Below are 19,933 nucleotides of genomic sequence, written 5' to 3' on the forward strand. Positions count from 1 at the left end.
CGGGTGAACGTGGCGGCGCGGGCGTGTGGCATCGCGATCCGCGCGTTCGAGCTGGCGATCGACTACGCGCAGCAGCGCACGACGTTCGGCAAGCCGATCGCCGAGCACCAGGCCGTCGCGTTCAAGCTCGCGGAGATGGCCACGAAGGTCGAGGCCGCGCACCTGATGATGGTCAACGCCGCCCGGCTCAAGGACTCCGGCGCCCGCAACGACGTCGAGGCCGGCATGGCGAAGCTGCTGGCCTCGGAGTACTGCGCCGAGGTCACCCAGGACGCGTTCCGCATCCACGGCGGCTACGGCTACTCCAAGGAATACGAGATCGAACGCCTCATGCGCGAGGCACCGTTCCTGCTCATCGGCGAAGGCACCAGCGAAATCCAGAAAACCATCATCAGCCGCGGCCTCCTGCGCGAATACAAGCCGAAGTCCTGAGCGGTTCCGAGTACCCGAGTTCACACCGAAGTGCGGCGAAACCGCTCGTACCCTGGACCAGTGAGCGAGCTTTCGGACACCGAGCTGACGCGCGCCGCGCAGTCCGGTGACGTGACGGCGCTCGGCGGGTTGCTCGCGCGCCACGAAGCCGGCATGCGCGGTGTCGCGATCGCGCTTCTCGGCTACACCGCCGAAGCCGACGACGCCGTGCAGGACGCGGCCGTGGTCGCGCTGCGGCGGATCGGCGACGTCCGCGACCCCGCCGCGGTCGGCGCGTGGCTGCGGATGGTGGTGCGCAACGCCTGCCGCGCGCGGCTTCGGTCCACACGCGACATTCCCGTCGCCGACGGCTGGGACCTCACCGCGTCCCCGCTCGCCACTCCGGAGCAGCTGCTCGACGACCACGCGCTGCGCGACTGGGTCTGGCAGGCCGTCGAACAACTCTCGCCGCCCGTGCGGATGGTGATGATGCTGCGGCACTTCTCGCTCGGTGTCACGTCGTACGAGCAGATCGCGCGGGCACTCGGTATCCCCGTCGGCACCGTGCGCAGCCGGTTGAACCAGGGCCGCGCCAAGCTCGCCGAAGCCCTGCGCGCCACCGCCGCCTCGGCCCACGACGACGCCGGCGCGCTCGTCGCGGGCAGCAAGCTCGACGCGCTGGACACCCTGGCCGCGGCCGAACGCGGCGAGTTCCCCCGGGTGCTCGCCGACCGGTGGGCCGAGGACGTCGTGCTCACCGCGGGCGACGTCCGCGGCGTCGGCCACGACTTCCTGCTGCGCGGCATGGAGGGTGACCTCGCCGCCGGCGTCCGCCAGCGGCCGGTGCACGTCGTCGCGAGCCGCGACGTCGTGGTGTGGGAGATGGACCTGCTCAACCCACCGGACAACCCGACGCACTGCCCGCCCGGCGTCGCGTGGCTGATGACGCTGGACCGCGGCCGGGTCGCGGATCTGCGGCTCCACCACGCGCCGCGGACTCCGGCACCGAGCGAGGCTATGGCCGCCGTCACAGCGAACTGATCGAACCAACGATCACCGCCGCGCATCGTGCGGGTGCCCAGACACCCGTACGAGACGGAGCCCCCCGTGACCGACCCCGCCCACCTCGCCCCCGGCACCCACACCGTCGAGCTCGACGGCCTCGTGCAGCGCTACCACGTCCACGGCTTCGGGCCGGTGTGCCTCGCGCACTCCGGCGGCCCCGGCATCGACTGGGAGTACCTGCGCATGCCGGTCGTGGAGGAGCAGTTCACCGTCGTCTACCCGGAGCCCATCGGCACCGGCGGGTCGAGCCGGCTGGCCACGCACCCCGACGGCTACACGCGCGACCGCTACGTCCGCGCGGTCCTCGCCCTGCTCGACCACCTCGGGCTCGACAAGACTCTCTTCCTCGGCCACTCCCACGGCGGGTTCGTCGCCCAGCGCCTCGCGTTGACGCACCCCGAGCGCGTCTCCGGGATCGTGCTCTACGACAGCGCGCCGGTCGTCGGGGCGGAGCACGGCGAGGAGCTGATGCGGCAGCTGGAGGAGTACGCGGCCCGCTCCGAGGGCGACCCCGGTCTGCCCGACGTGCTCGCGGCGTTCCAGTCGCTCGGCTCGATGTCGTCCGACGAGGACGTGACCAAGGCCGTGCGCGGCATCCTGCCCGCGTACTTCGCCGACTTCCGCGGCCGCTTCGCGGAGTTCGGCCCGCTGCAGGATGAGGTGAGCGGCGTGTTCATCTCCGGCCGCGACGCCGGCGGCACTCCCGGGCTGTTCGACGACCGGCCGGTGCTGAACACGATCGGGGTGCCGGCGCTCGTGGTCGTCGGCCGCTACGACGTGATCTGCGGGGTGCGCTGGGGCCGCGAGCTGCACGACGGGATCCCGGGCTCGCGGCTCGTGGTCCTGGAGCACAGCGGGCACTTCGGCCACCTGGAGGAGCCCGCGCTGTTCGCCGACGCGGTGGTCGGTTTCGCGAAGGGGCTGGACCACTGACCCACCGCGGGTGAACGGCATTCACCTGTACGCGGTTCGCACGGTTCGCCGGTTCTTGACAAGATGGACCCCTCGGACCGGACGAGTACGCAGGTGATGATGGTGAGCAGTCCCTTTGGTGGTGGACGGCCGGCCGGGCCGCCGCGGCTCCCGACGCCGCCCACCGGCTGGCCGATCGGGTCGTACGGCACCTACCAGGAAGCCCAGCGGGCGGTGGACTTCCTGGCGGAGAGCGAGTTCGCGGTCACCGACGTGACGATCGTCGGCGTGGACCTGATGCTCGTGGAGCGCGTGATCGGCAGGCTCACCTGGGGCCGGGTCCTGGGCGCGGGCGCGATGTCCGGCGCGTGGTTCGGCTTGTTCGCCGGGCTGCTGCTGGGCCTGTTCGTGAACCAGGGTTTCGCGTTGCAACTGCTCACCGGGCTCGTGCTCGGTGTCCTTTCGGGTCTGTTGTTCGCCGCCATCGGCTACCGCGCGTCCCGCGGACGGCGCGACTTCTCGTCCGCGAGCCAATTGGTGGCCGGCCGTTACGACGTGCTGTGCCAGCCGCGTTCGGCAGAACAGGGGCGGGAACTGCTCTCGAAGCTGGCGCTGAAGCCGCCGCCCGCCACCGCCTGACACCCGTTCTCCACTGCCCGGCGCCGCATCCCCGTGGTGCCGGGCGGTGAAGAACAGGGGGCCGATTAGGGGATGTCTTGGGCCGAATTCGGGTTGTGCCGATCGCGAATTCGTGCTGAGTCACCCGAATGGAAGCACGGTCGGTCCACAGTTCACCCCGATAATTCCGGCGTTTCACGCTGCACAACCCTGAATCGTTACGGATACTGCTTGCGGGGTGTGATCGCCGGGCATAGGTTGTCCGACACCAGTCGGGCGGCCGCGTCCTCCAGCGCGACCGACCGAGCACTAGCACGTCGGGGTGCTGGCGCGACTCGCCTCATCGCGTCGTGATGCCTGGGGGCGTCACGGTAACCGGCGTGCGCGGGTGAGGAGGCTTTTGTTCGATGGGGAAGAAGAGGCTACGGGGTCGCTCGCCCGCCCGAACGGGCGCGCTGCTGGCCGCCGGATTGATGGCCACGGGTCTGCTCGCCGCGTGTGGCACGGGCGCGGGACCGATGAAGATCAACGTGTACTACGCGCCTGAGGACAATTTCCAGACCGTTGTGGACAACTGCAACAAAGCGGCGGGCGGGCGCTACGAAATCGTCTACAACAAACTCCAGCGCGGTGCCGACGACCAGCGAATCCAGATGGCGCGCCGGCTCGCCGCCGGCGACACCTCGATGGACATCCTCGGGCTCGACGTGACGTGGGTGTCGGAGTTCGCCGAAGCCGGCTGGGCCGAGGAGTGGACCGGGCAGAACAAGGCCGCCGCGTCCGACGGCGTGCTGCAGGGCCCGCTCGAGACGGCCACCTACGAGGGAAAGCTCTACGCCGCACCGAAGAACACCAACGTGCAGCTGCTCTGGTACGACGACCGCATCACCCCGAACCCGCCGAAGACGTGGGACGAGATGATGCAGATGTCGCAGCAGCTCAAGCAGGAGAAAAAGCCCTACAGCATCGTCTTCACCGGTGCGCAGTACGAAGGCCTGGTCGTCATCTACAACACGCTCGTCGAGTCGCTCGGCGGCCACATCCTGTCCGACGACGGCAAGTCCGTGGTGATGGACCAGGGCGCCGTGGACGCGCTGGCGCTGCTCAAGCAGGTCACGACGTCGGGTATCACGGACCCGTCGCTGACCAACCAGAAGGAGGACGACGTCCGCCAGACGTTCCAGCGCGGCAACGCCGCGTTCGAGCTCAACTGGCCGTTCGTCTACGCCTCCTACGCCGAGGAGAAGCCGCAGGACCTGTCGCACTTCAAGTGGGCGGTGTACCCGGAGGCGAAGGCCGGCATGCCGGCGAAGACGACCATCGGTGGCTACGACCTCGCGGTGAGCACGTACTCGCAGCACAAGCCCCAGGCGTTCGAGGCGGCGCTGTGCTTGCGCAGTGCGGAGAACCAGAAGTTCTCGGCCATCAACGACGGTGTGCCGCCGACCATCGAATCGGTGTACCACAACGACGTTCCGGTCGACCCATCCAAGCCGGCGTCGAACGACAACCCGAACATGGCCATCAAGTACCCGATGCGCGACACCATCCTCGACGCGTTGAAGACCGCCGCGGTGCGCCCGCTTTCCCCGGCGTACCAGAACGCCTCCACGGTCATGTCGAAGATCCTCTCGCCGCCTTCGGAGATCAACCCGCCCGTGACGGCCCAGCAATTGCGGGAACAACTCAGTGACGCGCTCCAGTCGAAGGGAGTGATCCCGTGACCGTCCAGGACCCCTCAACCGGCACCGCCGAACCCGCCGAACCCACCGGCGCAGCACCGGTGGCGCACGAGGCCGTGAGCCACCGCAAGGGAAAACCCGTTCTCAGCGAGGGCAAGAAGGCCGAACGGCGGCTGGGCCTGTGGCTCTGCGCGCCGGCCTTCCTCGTGATGATCGCGGTGACGGGCTACCCGATCGTCTACTCGATCTGGCTTTCGCTGCAGCGCTACGACCTGAGGTTCCCGGCGCAGCAGGAGTTCATCGGGTTCGCCAACTACGGGGCCGTGCTCACGAGCTCCTACTGGTGGACGGCGTTCGGCACCACGATGTTCCTGACCGTGGTGTCGGTGGCGATCGAGTTCGCGCTCGGCATGGCGCTGGCGCTGATCATGCACCGCACGCTCGTGGGCCGCGGGCTCGTGCGCACCGTCGCCCTGATCCCGTACGGCATCGTGACGGTCGTGGCGGCGTTCTCGTGGTACTTCGCGTGGACGCCGGAGACCGGCTACCTCGCGAACGCCCTCGGTGAAGGCGCGGCGCCGCTCACCCAGCAGTGGCCGTCGCTGTTCATCATCATCCTCGCCGAGGTGTGGAAGACCACGCCGTTCATGGCGCTGCTGCTGATGGCCGGCCTCGCGCTGGTGCCGGAGGACCTGCTCAAGGCCGCCGCGATGGACGGCGCGAGCGCGTGGCAGCGGTTCACCAAGGTGATGGTGCCGGTGATGAAGCCCGCGATCCTCGTCGCGCTGCTGTTCCGCACGCTCGACGCGTTCCGCATTTTCGACAACATCTACGTGCTCACGAACGGAGCGCAGGATACGGGGTCGGTGTCGATGATGACCTACGACAACCTCGTCAAGGGTCTGAACCTGGGCATCGGGTCCACGATGGCGGTGCTGATCTTCATCACGGTGGCGATCATCGCGTTCATCTTCATCAAGGTGTTCGGCACGGCCGCACCCGGTACGGACGACGGGGGTAAACGCTGATGGCCATCGGTGGTGCGGTCACGACCGGCCGCAAAGTGAGCTGGGGCCTCATCGACATCCTCGTCGTGGCCTTCGCGCTGATCCCCGTGCTGTGGATCATCTCCCTGTCCTTCAAGACGAAGGACACGCTCAACGACGGCAGCTTCTGGCCCCAGCAGTGGACGCTGAAGAACTACGCCGACATCTTCCAGACGTCGGAGTTCCTGCGGGCCCTGGTGAACTCGATCGGCATCGCGGTGATCTCCACGGTGATCGCGGTGGTGCTGGGCACGATGGCGGCCTACGCGATCGCGCGCCTCGAGTTCCCCGGGAAGCAGCTGCTCGTCGGGCTCTCCCTGCTGATCGCGATGTTCCCGCAGGTCTCACTCGTCACGCCGCTGTTCAACATCGAGCGCAACCTGGGCCTGTTCGACACGTGGCTGGGGCTGATCCTGCCCTACATCACGTTCGCCCTGCCGCTGTCGATCTACACGCTCTCGGCGTTCTTCCGGGAGATCCCGTGGGAGCTCGAAAAGGCGGCGAAGATGGACGGCGCGACGCCGGCCCAGGCCTTCCGGAAGGTGATCGCGCCGCTGGCCGCGCCGGGCGTGTTCACGACGGCGATCCTGGTGTTCATCTTCTGCTGGAACGACTTCCTGTTCGCCATCTCGCTGACGTCCACCACGGCGTCGCGCACGGTGCCGGCCGCGTTGTCGTTCTTCACCGGGTCTTCGCAGTTCGAGGACCCGACGGGCCAGGTGAGCGCGGCCGCGGTCGTGATCACCATCCCGATCATCCTGTTCGTGTTGTTCTTCCAGCGTCGCATCGTGGCGGGGCTGACGTCCGGTGCGGTGAAGGGCTGACCCATGGCTGAAATCGTCCTCGACAAAGTTTCGAAGCGTTACCCCGACGGTGCGCTCGCGGTGTCCGAAGTGGACATCACGATCGCGGACGGCGAGTTCATCATCCTCGTCGGCCCGTCCGGCTGCGGGAAGTCGACCACGCTCAACATGGTGGCCGGCCTGGAGGACATCTCGTCCGGCGAGCTGCGCATCGACGGCAAGCGCGTGAACGAGCGGGCGCCGAAAGACCGTGACATCGCGATGGTGTTCCAGTCCTACGCGCTCTACCCGCACATGAGCGTGCGCGAGAACATGGCGTTCCCGCTGCGGCTGGCCAAGGTGGACGACGCGACGGTGCGGGCGAAGGTGGAGGAGGCGGCGGCCATCCTCGACCTCACCGCGCACCTGGACCGCAAGCCGTCGAACCTCTCCGGCGGCCAGCGCCAGCGGGTGGCGATGGGGCGCGCGATCGTGCGCAACCCCAAGGCGTTCCTGATGGACGAGCCACTGTCCAACCTGGACGCGAAGCTGCGTGGCCAGATGCGCACGTCGGTGTCGAAGATCCAGAAGCAGCTGGGCACGACCACGCTGTACGTGACGCACGACCAGACCGAGGCCATGACGCTGGGCGACCGCGTGGTGGTGCTGCGGGCCGGATACGTGCAGCAGATCGGCTCGCCGCAGTTCCTCTACGACAACCCGGCGAACCTGTTCGTGGCCGGGTTCATCGGCTCGCCGTCGATGAATTTCGTGCCGGCGACGCTGGAGAACGGCGAGCTGCGCAGCCCGCTGGGCACCACGCCGCTCACGGACCGCGTCCGCCGGATGGCCGAGGCCGCCAACGCCCCGCGCGAGGTGATCGCCGGTATCCGGCCGGAGAACTTCGAGGACGCGGCGCTCGTCGACGCCGCCCAGCGCGGCGCCGGTTCCACGTTCACCGCGCACATCGACGTGCTCGAGTCGATGGGCTCGGAGAAGTTCGCGCACTTCACCGTGGAAGGCGAGGTGGCCACGTCGGCCGAGCTCGCGGAGCTGGCCGCCGACAGCGGTTCCGCCGACGTGCCGGGCGCCGAGTCGCTCATCGTGGCCCGGCTGTCGGCCGAGTCGCAGGCCGTGGAGAACGCGGATCTGGAGATCTGGTTCGACGCGGACAAGGTCAAGCTGTTCGACCCGAGCAACGGGCGGAACCTGACCTACCAGGAATAGGTTGCCGGCAAGAAGGCCCCTTCACGCTCAGCTCGGGAAGGGGCCTTCGTCGTGCTCAGGGGATCTTCGCGAACACCAGCGCCGCGACCTGGCTCGCGACCGGGCACGCGGCCGCGCCGCTCGAACCGCTCGTGTCCACCACGCTCACCGCCGCCTGCTCGCCGCGCCCCGGGGTGTCCGGCGACGGCTGAGTGGTCGTCAGCCGGCAGAACGCCCCGTCGGTGCTCTGTCGGGCCGTGCGGCCGCCGAGGGTTTCGGTCGCGCCCGTGGGCGCCTGCTTCTGCACGGAGAACGCGACGCTCACCGTGCCGCGGATGCACGAGTGGCCCGACAACCCGGGCGACGGCTGCGTGCCGGCGCCGGCGATCGCGTCGAGCTCGTGGACGTTGAGCAGCGCGCACGGGTCGACGCGGCCCCACGAGCGGTCGGGGAACTGGTGGTGGCGCACCTTGCCGCCGCTCGCCGCGGCGAGGACCCCGCCCACCACGGCGTCGGCGTCGGAGCAGCGGTCGTCCGACGCGCCGGCGCCCTCGGCGTCGGTCACGGCGACGTTGAGGCGGATGCCGTCGGCGAACGTCACCACGCGCGAGCACGTCTTGTCGGGTGTGAAGCCGGCCTGCTGCACGGCGACGCCGTCGGGGAGCGGGCCGGAGTACTCGTACGGCTTCACGTTCGGGTCGGCGTCGGCCGCCAGCGGGCCCACGCTCACCGTGTGCTGGCGCCCGCTGCGCACGTAGTCGGTCCGGCAGTCGGTGAACGACGAGTCGGGGTCGTCGGCCGTCGCGCCGCGCAGGCGGGAGACGTCGAGCAGGCTGCAGTAGTCGAGCGTGGTGAAGTCGCCGAGCGCCGCCACGGCCGTCATCGGCGAGGGGGCTTGGGCGACGGGCGCGGGGGCGGCCGCCGACGAGCAGCCGGCGAGCAGGAGCGCGCCACCGAGCGCGACGACAAGGGGTCCGAGGGGGGAGCGCACGGGGTGCAGTATCACCACGAATCGCGCGAAAATCAGCCCTGACAGGGAAATCCCACATTGCGCCGCGGTGTTCGCGCAGGTCAGTGCGGTGAAATCGGATGCCGGTCCGTGCGTGGCGCGATGCCGGGCCCGGGCCCTTAGGGGTCCGAATCGTCCCGGGGAGCGATGTGCTCGCGGCGCCGTCCTGGTGTCCTGGAGTCACGAACCCAACGGGAGGGAACCACGATGACCGCACCTGTCACGCAGAGGCTGAGCCGCCCGCGCAACGACCGCATGATCGGCGGCGTGTGCGCCGGGCTCGCCCGCCGCTTCGGCACCACGCCGGGCAAGGTCCGCGTGCTCGCGCTGCTGTCCTGCCTGCTGCCCGGCCCGCAGTTCGTCGCCTACCTGATCCTCTGGGCCATCATGCCCAGCGAGTGACGTCCGGCCGCACCTGAGCCGTGAAGGGCACCCGCGTGGTGCCCTTCACGGCTTTTCGCGCGGAATCGGGGGAGTCGCCGGGTGCGGGTGCCGGGGCTGGCGCCACGCGCACATCGCCTGGTCGATCTCCGCCTGGTCGAGCCCCGGGTGCGGCAGCTCCGTCGCGCGGCCCGGCTCGGCTCGCAGACCGTCGAGGATCAGCGCGAGGCAGCGGCGCCACAGGTGCGGCTCCACGGCGCTGGTGTACTCGACCGCCGCGCCGACCATCTGGTGGATGAGCGGCAGATCGGTGGGCACGAGGTCCGCCCGCAGCTGCCCGGACTCCTGCGCGCGCTCCATCAGCCGCGTGATGAGCGGCACCATGTGCGCCTTCACCTCGGCCACGTGCTCGTGCCCGAAGGCCTTGGACAGCATGATCTCCCGCAGCCCGCGGTCGCCGGAGTGCAGCTCGACCGTGCGCCACACGAAGTCGACGAATCCGTCCCACGGGTCTTCGGCGCTCAGCGCCTGTTCCGCGAGGTCGGCGATCTCCTGCAGCTGCTCGACGAACATCGCCTCGACCAGGTGTTCCTTGCTGGGGAACCGCCGGTAGACGGTGCCGACGCCCAGGCCGGCGTGGTGCGCGACGTCGTCGAGCGTCGCCTCCAGCCCGCGTTTGCCGAAGACGGCGCGAGCGGATTCGAGGATGCGCCGGCGGTTGAGCTCGGCATCACGCCGCAGCGGCCGCGCCGATGCGGCGGGAGCAGCGTCCCGTGTCATGGCGCCCAGGTTACCAAAAGAAGTCGAGGCACCATCTCCGGTTTTTGTGTACCTTGGGTCGAGTAAGGGGAGGGACCTACTCCACATAGCGCTGTGATCACTATCCGTGAGGGAAATCCGCATGCCTGACTCGACGGCCACGCTCGAGCGTCCGGGGGAGGACGCGCCGAGCCACGCCGGCAACCCGCACCACGCCAGACGCTGGGCCATCCTCGTGATGATCGGCCTGGCCCAGCTGATGGTGGTGCTCGACGCCACCGTCGTGAACATCGCGCTGCCTTCCGCGCAGGTCGACCTCGGCTTCTCCAACGACGCGCGTCAGTGGGTCGTCACCGCGTACGCGCTCGCGTTCGGCAGCCTGCTGCTGCTCGGCGGGCGGCTCGCGGACCTGTTCGGCCGCAAGAACGCGTTCCTCGTGGGTCTCGCCGGTTTCGCCGCGGTGTCCGCGATCGGCGGCGCGGCGAGCAGTATCGAGATGCTGCTGATCGCCCGGGCGGCACAGGGCGTGTTCGGCGCGCTGCTCGCGCCGGCCGCGCTTTCGCTGCTCACCACCACGTTCACGGACCCGAAGGAACGCGGCCGGGCGTTCGGCGTGTTCGGCGCGATCGGTGGTGGCGGTGCCGCCATCGGCCTGCTGCTGGGCGGCGTGCTCACCGAGTACCTCGACTGGCGCTGGTGCATGTTCGTGAACATCGTGTTCGCGGTCATCGCCTTCATCGGCGGCGCGCTGCTGCTGCGCCGCCAGGAGTCCGACGGTCCGCGCCCGAAGCTCGACCTGCCGGGCACGATCAGCGCGTCGGCCGGCCTGTTCGCGCTCGTCTACGGCTTCTCCAACGCCGAGCACGACTCGTGGGGCTCGATCTCGGTGTGGGGCTTCCTCGCGGCCGGGCTGGCGCTGCTGGCGACGTTCGTCGTGCTTCAGCAGCGCGTGAAGCACCCGTTGCTGCCGATGCGCGTGCTGCTCGACCGCGACCGCGGCGGCTCGTACATCGCGATGTTCCTCATCGCCATCGGGATGTTCTCGATCTTCCTGTTCCTCACGTTCTACGTGCAGCAGAACCTGAAGTTCACGCCCATCGAGAGCGGGTTCGGCTTCCTGCCGATGGTCGCCACGCTGATGGCGGCCGCGACCACCGCGACGAGCGTGCTGCTGCCGCGCTTCGGGCCCAAGCCGCTCGTGCCCACGGGCATGCTGATCGCCGCGGGCGGTCTGCTGTGGCTGAGCGCGATCGACGCGAACAGCACCTATGTCGGGGGAGTGCTGGGACCGCTCATGGTGCTCGGCGTGGGCATCGGCCTGTCGATGGCGCCGGCGATGAGCGTCGCGACCTTCGGGGTCGAGCTCCACGACGCGGGCGTCGCGTCGGCCACGGTCAACACGATGCAGCAGGTCGGTGGCTCGATCGGCACCGCGCTGCTGAGCACCCTCGCGGGCAACGCCGCGACGTCGTTCCTGGCCGGGCGCGCGCCCACGCCGCAGCTCGCCGCGGAGGCGGCCGTGCACAGCTACACCACGGCCTTCACCTGGGCCGCGGTCATCTTCGCCGCAGGTGCCGTGATCACCGGGCTGCTGCTGCGCCCGGGCGCACCACGCGGTGCGGCCGTGGCACCGGCGGTCCACCTGTAGCTCGCTGACCGGGGGCTAACGGTCCCTTCCCGGCCCGGCCGGGGAGGGACCGTTCCTTTTTCAACGGCGGTAACCCACACCGCGGCGCGTCCGACTCACCGGGCATGACGGACCCGGCGAAGGTCTTCTTCAGCGAGCCGAGCTACGACGGCCAGTTCACGCGCACGCTCAACGCCGCCGTGGTGCACGCGGCCGACCTCGGCGAGGCGTTCGCGACCGCGCGCGGCGTCGGCAGGCTTTCCGGCGGTGGCTGGTACGACGCGTGGTCGGCCCCCGCGGACCGCGCTCGCGTGGCGGCGGACTCGGCGCTGGCCGCGGGGGATCGCGTGAGTGCGCGCCACGCGTTCCTGCGTGCGAGCGAGTACTTCCGGCAGGCGTACTTCTTCATCCGGTCCGATGTGGACGATCCGCGGCTGCAAACGGCGTACCGCGGTCACGTCGAGGCTTTCGAAGAGGCCGTGAAGCTCCTCGAACACCCCGCCGAAGCGGTGCGGATCCCGTACGAGGACACGACGCTGCACGGCTACTTCTTCGCCCCGCACGCCTCCAGCACACCGCGGCCCACCATCGTGCTGCCGTGCGGCTACGACTCCACGGCCGAGTCCGGCTGGCTCGACGTGCCCGCCGCCGTCGACCGCGGCTACAACGTGCTCGTGTTCGACGGCCCCGGGCAAGGCGAGACGCTCTACGTCCAGCACCGGTACCTGCGCCACGACTTCGAGAACGTGCTCACCCCCGTGCTCGACTGGCTGCTCGACCGGCCCGAGGTCGACCCTGCGAAGGTGGTGCTCGTCGGGCGGTCGTTCGCCGGCTACCTCGCGCCGCGCGCCGCGACCGCCGAGCACCGGATCGCCGCGCTCGTGTGCGACCCCGCGCAGCCGGACCTGGGCGCGCGCGTGCCCTCCGGCCCGCGTGCGCTGGCCGCCGTGCCCGTCGTGCGGATGCGGATGCGGCGCAATGCCGACCGTGCGGAGTTCTTCCGCGCCCGGATGGCGGCGCACGGCATCGACTCCGTCCGCGAGTACTTCGCCGAGCTGCGACGGTTCACGATGCTGGCCGACGCGGCGAACATCACCTGCCCGGCCCTGCTGGTCGAATCGGAACACGACTTCACGGCCGGCGGCGGACCGCGCCTACGCGACGCGCTGACCACGCGAGCCCAGGTCGTGCAGCTCACCGCCGCCGAAGGCGTGGACGGGCACTGCGCCGGCCTCGGCCAGCAGGTGTGGGCGGGGACGGTCTACCCGTGGCTGCGAAACACGCTCACCACATCACCTGTCGGCTGAGAAGCGTTCCCACGCCGACTGACGCGTGACCCCCAGTGCCTCGCCGATGCGGGCCCACGCGACACCGCGCGAACGCAGCAGGTCCACCTGCGCCTGGATGCGCGCGTCGGCCTGGGCGCTCACCATGGCCATGCGCGGGATGCTCTGCAGGATCTCGTCGTCGGACTTCCGTTCCCACAGCGTGACTTCCGGCGCGGCCGGCTCGTGCTGCCCGGCGAGGATCTCGCCGCACAGGCTCACGCAGCCGTCGCAGATGTACACACCGGCGCCGGAGATGAGCTTGCCGACCTCGTCGGCGCGCTTGAGGCAGAAGGAGCAGTAGCTGTCGTCGGTCATCGCGACCTCCCCCAGGAGCGTGTCAGGACGTCCCTGACACTAGTGGCGTCAGGGACGTCCTGACAAGGGTGAGTGGCGACGGGAGCGCAGTGCCTCGATCACGTCGTCGTCCCAGCGGTGCGTGCGGATGAGCCGGTAACGCTCGGCGGCGACCCAGAGGTAGGCCTCGGCATCGGTGCGGTCGCCGACCAGGTCGGCTTGGCGCAGCATGCCGGTGACGGGGGTGAACTCCTCGTCGAACCAGCGCTGCGCGAGCTTGGCGCGGTCGGCGAAGCGGCCTTCGTCCTGCATCAGCCGGAAGCCCCACGCTTCCACGTGCTCGCCGAGCTGGGCGTAGTCCCACGGGTCCGACATGATCACCGACGCCCGTGCGTGGCCGGTCAGCGGCACGCGTTCGAGGAACAGCCGCCGGTAATCCTTCACGATCAGGTCGCCGCGATAGCGGATACCGGCGGGGTTGAGCTTCGTGCGCACCACCGTGACTTGGGCCTCTATTGTGGACAAACCCTGCGCGTGGGCGACGGACACGCGGTGGTGGCCGTCGATGATGAAGTGCAGCTCGCCCACCCGGTACACCTCGATCGGCGGGATCGCCTCCCCGCGGCGGGCCGCGAGTGCGAGCCGTTCCCAGCGTTCGCGCACGCGCCCGGACGTTGGGCGAAAGCGGCGGTCGAAGTCGCGGCTGCGGTCCACCGTGCCCACGATCGAGTCCAAGGTGATCACCCGCAGCCCGATGCGTGACTCGCCGGCGTAACCGAGCGCGTCCACGACTTCGTGGAACGGCAGCATGATGTTCACGTCGTCGGGCTCGCGGCGCAGCCACGTGGACAGTCGCGAAAGGACCTGGCCGCGGCGGGCGCGCAGGAAGTCGTGTTCGGCGTCGGCGCGCGGGAAACCCGTGGGTCTGGTCATCGCGGGAACTCCATGATCCGGTGGCCCACCACGTTGCGCACGCGGGTGGTGCCGACCACGCGGTCGGGCACCGGTTCGCCGTGCGGGTGGATGTGGCCGTGCAGCAGCCAGCGGGGCCGCAGCGTGGCGATCGTGCGGTGCAGGCAGGCGAAACCGCGGTGTGGCGGGTCTTCGCGGTCCCCGAGGTGCAGCGGAGGGGAGTGGGTGAGCAGCACGTCGACCTCGCGCCCGTCGCGGCGGCGGCGCCACTTCGCGCGCCGCTCGAGCCGGCGGGCCCGGCGTGACTGCTGGCGTTGCGTCCACTGGTTCGGGCCGTCGTTGTACCGGATCGAGCCGCCGAGCCCGGCGAACCGGAGGCCGGCGACGTCGACCACGCTCCCGTCCGCGTTGATGCCGCCCGCGGGGCCGGGCCATTCGGTCGGGAAACCGTCCTTCATGGACAGTCCGCCGTAGCGGGTGTAGCCGCTCAGGTCGGGATCGTGGTTGCCCGGCACGAACACGCACGGCACGTCGAGCGCGCCGGCGAGGAACTCGAGGTAGTCGTACGGCAGATCGCCGGCGGCGACCACGAGGTCGACGTCGAGCGAGCGGACCGAACCGGTCCACAACCGCTCGTCGACCTCGTCGGCCACCACCAGCGCTTTGGGCATGCGCCCAGGGTAAGGCCTGGTGGCGTCACTTCATGCCGTGAGAGAAACCCGGGTTGAGGGTGATCACGGTGACGATGCCGAGGATCCAGACGATCCCGAGGGCCAGGGCCCAGAACTTGAGGTTGGTCAGCAAACGAGGCATGGGGGTGCTCCTGTAGCGCTACCGGGTGAAGGAACGGGGACCGCGTGGCGGCCTAGAGCCAGCCGTTCTTCCGGAATATTCGGTACAGGAGCAGGCAGATCGCGAAGATCACCGTGACCGCGATCGGGTAGCCGAACTTCCAGTGCAGCTCGGGCATGTAGTCGAAGTTCATGCCGTAGATCCCCGCGCCCATCGTGGGCACGGTGATGATCGCGGCCCACGCGGTGATCTTGCGCATGTCGGTGTTCTGCTGCAGCGAGATCTTCGCGACGGTGGCGTCGACCAGGGTGCTCAGCAGCTCGTCGAACGCGGCCACGCGCTCGGACACGGTCACGAGGTGGTCGGCGACGTCGCGGAAGTACGAGCGCACCTCGTCGGGCACCAGCCGCGTGTAGCCCTCGGCCAGGCGCGAGACGGGCGTGGCGAGCGGCAGCACGGCGCGGCGCAGCTCCAGCACTTCCCGCTTCATCAGGTAGATCTGCTCCGCGCTCACCAGCGAGCGCGGCGCGAACACCTGTGCCTCGATCTCGTCGATGTCGGACTCGATGCGGCTCGAGACCTCGAGGTAGTGGTCCACCACGTGGTCGGCGATGGCGTGGACCACCGCGGCCGGGCCGAGGCTCAGGCGCTCCTGGTCGTCGTCCATGTCGCGGCGCAGCCGGGCGAGACCGGAGTGGTTGCCGTGGCGCACGGTGATCACGAAGTCGCGGCCGAGGAACACCATGAGCTCGCCGGTCTCGACGATCTCGTTGGCCGTGGTCGGCGACTCGTGCTCCACGTAGCGGACGGTCTTGAGCACCAGGAAGAGCGTGTCGTCGTAGCGCTCGAGCTTCGGGCGCTGGTGGGCTTCCAGCGCGTCTTCCACGGCCAGCTCGTGGAGCCCGAACGTGTCGGCGATGCCCTGGATCTGCTCTCCGTCCGGTTCGTGCAGTCCGATCCAGACGAACCCCGCGTGCCGCTTGCGCACCTCTTTGATGGCCTCGGAATGCGTCCAGCGGCCGGGCAAGCGAGCGCCGTCGACGTACACCGCGCAGTCGACGACGTACGCCGACAAGGGCACGGGGATAGGCCGCTCGAGCATCGGCTTGGTGCGGCTGCCGCCGCGACCGCGAAGGCCTCCGAGGGAGGGGATGGCAGGCATGGGATCTCCTGGGCTGGCGTCGTGGTGGAACACGAAGACGACGGCCAGGCGGACTTCAGCGTCCGTCCGGCATCACCGGCGTTCCCTGTTCGCCGGACCTACCAGGAGAAAGATCGGCCGGCCGGCTGGGCGGGAACGCTGGGACTACTAGGGAGCGGACTATCGCCACTACTCATGGGGCGTTCCTCACCTCCTTCGGGCCGGCGCGATCGTGAGACGCGGAGAGTGGTGGGGCTCGCGTTGACGCACGAACACCAATGGTCGAGGGTACTCCTCACCACCGGTGAGTGTCGCAAGTGGCTCAGGCGGCGTTACCCCGGTACGGAGTTGTTCGAGGAGGAGCGCGGGTGGCCATCGCCCTGGAAGAGATCAAGCGGCGGTTGCGAACGTTCGCCGAGGTCGAGGCGCGCGGGGTCTCGCCGCTGTACGACCACCTCGCCACGCAGGCGGCCGAGGACGACGACGTCGCCGGCCTGCTCACCGACGCCCGCGGCGGCGAAGCGCGCGGCACCCTGCTGCTGGCCACGGCCCACCGCCTCATCCAGGCCGACCCGATCCACCCGCTGTCGCGCTACTACCCGTCGCTGGGCGGTTTCGACGGCGTGGACAACGAGACCTGGCCCCTGTTCCGCACGTTCCTGCTGGAGCGCGCGGACAAGGCCCGCGAACTGATTTCGACGCGCTACACCCAGACCAACGAGGTCCGCCGCGCGTCGCTGGTGTACCCCGCGGTCGCGGCGGCCGCGAAGGAAGCGGGCGGCAAGATCGCCCTGCTCGAGGTCGGCTGCAGCGCGGGCCTGCTGCTCGGCCTCGACCGCTTCTCCTACCGCTACCAGTGCGACGGCGGCGAACAGCTCGTCGCCGGCCCCGCCAAGGCCGCCGTCGGCCTGCACTGCGCACTGGACCTCGCGCCCGGCGCCGTGCTGCCGAAGCTGCCGAAGAAGGTCTCCATCGCCGCGCGCGCAGGTCTGGACCGTGCGCCCGTCGACCTTGCCGACGAGGACGAGCTGGCCTGGCTGGAGGCCTGTGTCTGGGCCGACCAGCCGGACCGCATCCGCCTGCTGCGGACGGCCGCCGCGGAACAGCGCAAGCACGTCCCGCCCCTGATCGCCGGCGACGGCGTGGACGACCTGGCCGCGGCCGCGGCGACGCTGCCGGCCGAGCTGCCCTTGGTGGTCCTGACCAGCCACGCGCTGGCCTATTTCGGTGACCGCCGGGCCGACTTCGTGGCCGAGCTGGCCGCGCTCGCGGCCACGCGCCCCCTGTGGTGGGTCACGCAGGGCTTCTACGAAGCGGGCCTCAAGCTGCTGCTGCCCGACCGCGCCGACCTGGACGCCCTGGCACCGGACCCGTCGGACGCCGGCGTACTCGGCCTGGTCACATGGTCGGACGGGAAGCCGGTCGTCCGCACGTTGGCCCGGACGTCGCCGCACGGCCAGCGCATGACCTGGCTGCCGGCCTGACCGCCGGCGCAGGTGCACCGGCTGCACGCTGTGTAACCTGTGTCACATTCACCCCATCAGTCACACTCGCGGACTGCGCGCTTGCGTCTTCATATGCACGGGCATTGATGCGGAATTGCTCAACCCGCATTTACCGTGCTCACCCGGCGGTCGGTGTGGCGATAACGCCATTCACCGGCGTGCGAAAACCACGAACATTCGCGCAAGCAATCGCCGTGCCGCGCAATTGCACCGACGGAATCAGGCTCGCGGCAACGCACCCCAGTCACGCAGCGTGATGAAAAGCAAGTCCACGAGCAGGCCCGAGGTGTCCAGGTCCACCAGTTCGGCCGAGTCGACCCAGCGGGCGTCCTCGGCGTCGTCGCCGGCGGTGAGGGTGCCGGCCGCGACGGTGCACTCGTAGTCCCGGATGTCGTAAGGACCGCGGGCGACCATGCCCACGAATGTGTGCGGTGTCACGTCGAGTCCGGTCTCTTCGCGCAGCTCGCGGACGACGGCTTCGGTGTCCGTTTCGCCCTGTTCGACGCGGCCGCCGGGCAGCGACCAGAGGCCCTTGCCCGGATCGTGACCGCGCTGGATGAGCAGCAGTCTGCCCAGGTCGTCGAAGACGATGCCGCCCACGCAGGGCACTCGGGTGTCCATGAGTGTCAACCCTAGATTCGTCACGCTGTACACGGAGAGTAGCCATACGGTACACTTCGGACGGCCTGCTGACCCATGCGCGGGACTTTCCTGCCGCGTGGGTGGTTGGTGCGGTACAACGTAGAAAGTCAGTTTTCCGGTGCCACGTTTAGAGACGGGATTGATCGCTGTGAACGCGAAGAAGCTTGCGGGTCTCGTGGGTATCGCGTTGGTGCTGTTCTTCGTGATCGCTCAGCCGAACCAGGCGGCGGGTCTCGTCGGCAACATCGTCGACTTCCTCCGTAGCTCGGCCGAATCGGTGGTCTCGTTCGTCAGCAACGTCTTCAACGGCTGACGGGGGATAACCTCGAGACATGTTCGCGCCACGCGACCCCGACGAGTACCTGCTCGACACCGAGCGGCGGGTCATCCGCATCCGCCGCCACTGGGCAGTGCTGCTCTGGGACACGTTCGAGGCGGCGGCGCTGCTCGCCGTCTGCGTGCTGGTCTCGTACCTGCTGCCACCGTCGTTGTGGGTGGTGCAGAACATCCTCTGGTACGTCGCGCTGCTGGTCGTGCTGCGGTTCGCCTACGCGGTGGTCCAGTGGTGGGTCGAGCGCCTCGTCGTCACGGACAAGCGGTTCGTGCTGACCAAGGGCGTCATCACCACGAAGGTGCTGATGATGCCCATCACGAAGGTCACCGACCTCACCTACGAGCGGCCCGGCTGGGGCCGGGTGCTCGGTTACGGGACGATGGTCGTCGAGTCCGCCGGCCAGATCCAGGCGCTGAACCGCATCGACTACCTGCCGCGGCCCGAGGAGTTCTACGACACGATCTCGGAGCTCGTGTTCGGCGACAAGCAGAAGCAGGCCGAGCGCTTCTCCATGATCAAGGCGCAGCGTGCCGCGAGGGGCAAGAAGCCCGTCGGCTGACCGGCGGGCGTTGTCCCAGGTACCGGCGTCGCTGTGACGCAGCGCATCGTCGAGAATGGTCACGATGCGCATCGACCTGCACGCCCACTCCACGGCCTCAGACGGCACCGACAGCCCTGCCGGGCTCGTTGAAGCCGCCGTCCGGGCCGGCCTCGATGTGGTCGCGATCACCGACCACGACACCACCGCCGGCTGGGCGCCGGCGGCGGAGGCCGTCCCGCCCGGGCTGACTCTCGTCCCCGGCGCCGAGCTGTCCACCGTGTCCGTCGACCCGGAAACGGGCTGGCGGATCAGCGTGCACCTGCTCGCGTACCTCTTCGACCCGACCGCGCCCGCGCTGGTCGCCGAGCAGACGCGCCTGCGGGCCGAACGCCGGACGCGGCTACGTGCGATGGCGGCCCGCATGGCCGCCGACGGCCTCCCCGTCGACGCCGACGAGATCATGGGCCTGCTGCCCGCCGACTCGCCGGCCGGCCGGCCGCACCTCGCTCAGGCGCTCGTGCGCGCCGGGCTGGTGTCAAGCGTCGACGAGGCCTTCGCGGAGTACCTCGGCAGCCGCCGCGGCTACTACGTGCCGCGCCACGACACCCCTGTCGAAGAGGCGATCGACATGATCGTCGCCGCGGGCGGCGTCACGGTGATCGCGCACCCGTTCGCCTACAGCCGCGGCGCGACGATCAGCGAGGACACCCTGCGTGACCTCGCCCGCCGCGGCCTGACCGGCGTCGAGGTGGACCACCCCAACCACGAGCCGGCCACGCGCGTCCGCACGCGCGAGCTGGCCGACGAGCTGGGGCTCATCCGCACCGGGTCGAGCGACTACCACGGCACGAACAAGACGATCGGCCTCGGCCAGGAGACGACCGACCCCGGTCAGTTCGAGCAGCTCGTCGCACGGGCCACCGGGTCGCAGATCGTGAAGGGCTGA

General features: G+C 69.6%; 22 protein-coding genes. 15 read left to right on the plus strand and 7 right to left on the minus strand.

The genetic code is table 11. From position 1 onward, the window contains the following. The 8 genes from AB0K15_RS32690 to ugpC all read left to right on the plus strand — a co-directional run. The coding region (locus AB0K15_RS32690; RefSeq protein ID WP_364059185.1) for an acyl-CoA dehydrogenase family protein at positions 1 to 432 on the plus strand (432 nt) is incomplete at its 5' end. Positions 433 to 492: 60 nt separating this feature from the next. Continuing rightward, complete coding sequence (locus tag AB0K15_RS32695) at positions 493 to 1,452, plus strand: sigma-70 family RNA polymerase sigma factor (protein ID WP_364059188.1); 960 nt, start codon at positions 493 to 495, stop codon at positions 1,450 to 1,452. Positions 1,453 to 1,518: 66 nt separating this feature from the next. After that, positions 1,519 to 2,409 carry an alpha/beta hydrolase gene (locus tag AB0K15_RS32700; protein ID WP_364059191.1) on the plus strand — a complete coding sequence of 297 codons (891 nt, stop codon included), beginning with the start codon at positions 1,519 to 1,521 and terminating at the stop codon, positions 2,407 to 2,409. A 96-nt stretch (positions 2,410 to 2,505) separates the two neighbouring features. Next, entirely contained in the window at positions 2,506 to 3,027 is a 522-nt protein-coding gene (locus tag AB0K15_RS32705) for a general stress protein (protein ID WP_364059563.1), read from the plus strand. A 386-nt stretch (positions 3,028 to 3,413) separates the two neighbouring features. After that, positions 3,414 to 4,730 carry an ABC transporter substrate-binding protein gene (locus tag AB0K15_RS32710; RefSeq protein ID WP_364059194.1) on the plus strand — a complete coding sequence of 439 codons (1,317 nt, stop codon included), beginning with the start codon at positions 3,414 to 3,416 and terminating at the stop codon, positions 4,728 to 4,730. Further along, entirely contained in the window at positions 4,727 to 5,716 is a 990-nt protein-coding gene (locus AB0K15_RS32715; RefSeq protein ID WP_364059197.1) for a sugar ABC transporter permease, read from the plus strand. The genes AB0K15_RS32710 and AB0K15_RS32715 overlap by 4 nt, the downstream gene beginning before the upstream one ends. Then, positions 5,716 to 6,558 carry a carbohydrate ABC transporter permease gene (locus tag AB0K15_RS32720; RefSeq protein WP_364059200.1) on the plus strand — a complete coding sequence of 281 codons (843 nt, stop codon included), beginning with the start codon at positions 5,716 to 5,718 and terminating at the stop codon, positions 6,556 to 6,558. Before AB0K15_RS32715 ends, AB0K15_RS32720 begins: the two co-directional genes overlap by 1 nt. 3 nt (positions 6,559 to 6,561) lie before the next feature. Next, positions 6,562 to 7,743 carry a sn-glycerol-3-phosphate ABC transporter ATP-binding protein UgpC gene (ugpC, locus tag AB0K15_RS32725; protein WP_364059203.1) on the plus strand — a complete coding sequence of 394 codons (1,182 nt, stop codon included), beginning with the start codon at positions 6,562 to 6,564 and terminating at the stop codon, positions 7,741 to 7,743. A 55-nt stretch (positions 7,744 to 7,798) separates the two neighbouring features. On the opposite strand, the gene AB0K15_RS32730 is transcribed toward ugpC, so the two are convergent. Then, a complete protein-coding gene (locus AB0K15_RS32730; protein ID WP_364059206.1) occupies positions 7,799 to 8,713 on the minus strand; it encodes a hypothetical protein in 915 nt (304 codons plus the stop codon). Between the two features lie 225 nt (positions 8,714 to 8,938). Here AB0K15_RS32730 and AB0K15_RS32735 point away from each other — a divergent pair, with 225 nt between their 5' ends. Beyond that, positions 8,939 to 9,133: a PspC domain-containing protein gene (locus tag AB0K15_RS32735; RefSeq protein WP_360583287.1), complete on the plus strand. Its 195-nt coding sequence runs from the start codon at positions 8,939 to 8,941 to the stop codon at positions 9,131 to 9,133. A 45-nt stretch (positions 9,134 to 9,178) separates the two neighbouring features. On the opposite strand, the gene AB0K15_RS32740 is transcribed toward AB0K15_RS32735, so the two are convergent. After that, on the minus strand, positions 9,179 to 9,892 hold the full coding sequence (locus AB0K15_RS32740; protein WP_364059209.1) for a TetR/AcrR family transcriptional regulator: 714 nt from the start codon (positions 9,890 to 9,892) through the stop codon (positions 9,179 to 9,181). A 121-nt stretch (positions 9,893 to 10,013) separates the two neighbouring features. Between AB0K15_RS32740 and AB0K15_RS32745 the strand changes: the two genes are divergently transcribed. Beyond that, complete coding sequence (locus AB0K15_RS32745; RefSeq protein ID WP_364059212.1) at positions 10,014 to 11,519, plus strand: MFS transporter; 1,506 nt, start codon at positions 10,014 to 10,016, stop codon at positions 11,517 to 11,519. A 104-nt stretch (positions 11,520 to 11,623) separates the two neighbouring features. Further along, the gene (locus AB0K15_RS32750; protein WP_364059215.1) at positions 11,624 to 12,805 is read left to right on the plus strand and encodes an alpha/beta fold hydrolase; all 1,182 of its coding nucleotides are present in this window, start codon (positions 11,624 to 11,626) and stop codon (positions 12,803 to 12,805) included. Here the strand turns inward: AB0K15_RS32750 and AB0K15_RS32755 are convergent. The 4 genes from AB0K15_RS32755 to corA form a co-directional block, all read right to left on the minus strand. Continuing rightward, complete coding sequence (locus AB0K15_RS32755; protein ID WP_364059218.1) at positions 12,791 to 13,141, minus strand: ClpX C4-type zinc finger protein; 351 nt, start codon at positions 13,139 to 13,141, stop codon at positions 12,791 to 12,793. The genes AB0K15_RS32750 and AB0K15_RS32755 overlap by 15 nt on opposite strands. 48 nt (positions 13,142 to 13,189) lie before the next feature. After that, positions 13,190 to 14,053 (minus strand): chromosome partitioning protein ParB, encoded by an 864-nt coding sequence (locus AB0K15_RS32760; protein ID WP_364059221.1) that lies wholly within the window; start codon positions 14,051 to 14,053, stop codon positions 13,190 to 13,192. Continuing rightward, on the minus strand, positions 14,050 to 14,703 hold the full coding sequence (locus AB0K15_RS32765; RefSeq protein WP_364059224.1) for a metallophosphoesterase: 654 nt from the start codon (positions 14,701 to 14,703) through the stop codon (positions 14,050 to 14,052). Before AB0K15_RS32765 ends, AB0K15_RS32760 begins: the two co-directional genes overlap by 4 nt. A 194-nt stretch (positions 14,704 to 14,897) precedes the next feature. After that, positions 14,898 to 15,986 (minus strand): magnesium/cobalt transporter CorA, encoded by a 1,089-nt coding sequence (gene corA, locus AB0K15_RS32770; protein WP_364059227.1) that lies wholly within the window; start codon positions 15,984 to 15,986, stop codon positions 14,898 to 14,900. Between the two features lie 347 nt (positions 15,987 to 16,333). Here corA and AB0K15_RS32775 point away from each other — a divergent pair, with 347 nt between their 5' ends. Continuing rightward, positions 16,334 to 17,449 (plus strand): DUF2332 domain-containing protein, encoded by a 1,116-nt coding sequence (locus tag AB0K15_RS32775; protein ID WP_364059230.1) that lies wholly within the window; start codon positions 16,334 to 16,336, stop codon positions 17,447 to 17,449. 240 nt (positions 17,450 to 17,689) lie between these two features. On the opposite strand, the gene AB0K15_RS32780 is transcribed toward AB0K15_RS32775, so the two are convergent. Next, on the minus strand, positions 17,690 to 18,091 hold the full coding sequence (locus AB0K15_RS32780) for an NUDIX domain-containing protein (protein ID WP_364059233.1): 402 nt from the start codon (positions 18,089 to 18,091) through the stop codon (positions 17,690 to 17,692). 169 nt (positions 18,092 to 18,260) lie between these two features. Between AB0K15_RS32780 and AB0K15_RS32785 the strand changes: the two genes are divergently transcribed. From AB0K15_RS32785 to AB0K15_RS32795, 3 genes are read left to right on the plus strand one after another with little or no spacing between them, the layout of a single operon-like run. Continuing rightward, complete coding sequence (locus AB0K15_RS32785) at positions 18,261 to 18,425, plus strand: hypothetical protein (protein WP_285970301.1); 165 nt, start codon at positions 18,261 to 18,263, stop codon at positions 18,423 to 18,425. 19 nt (positions 18,426 to 18,444) lie between these two features. Beyond that, positions 18,445 to 19,005, plus strand: a complete 561-nt coding sequence (locus AB0K15_RS32790; protein WP_220246440.1) for a PH domain-containing protein — start codon at positions 18,445 to 18,447, stop codon at positions 19,003 to 19,005. Between the two features lie 55 nt (positions 19,006 to 19,060). Next, a complete protein-coding gene (locus AB0K15_RS32795) occupies positions 19,061 to 19,933 on the plus strand; it encodes a PHP domain-containing protein (protein WP_364059237.1) in 873 nt (290 codons plus the stop codon).

The sequence above is a fragment of the Amycolatopsis sp. NPDC049253 genome (assembly GCF_040678995.1).
Taxonomy (GTDB): domain Bacteria; phylum Actinomycetota; class Actinomycetes; order Mycobacteriales; family Pseudonocardiaceae; genus Amycolatopsis.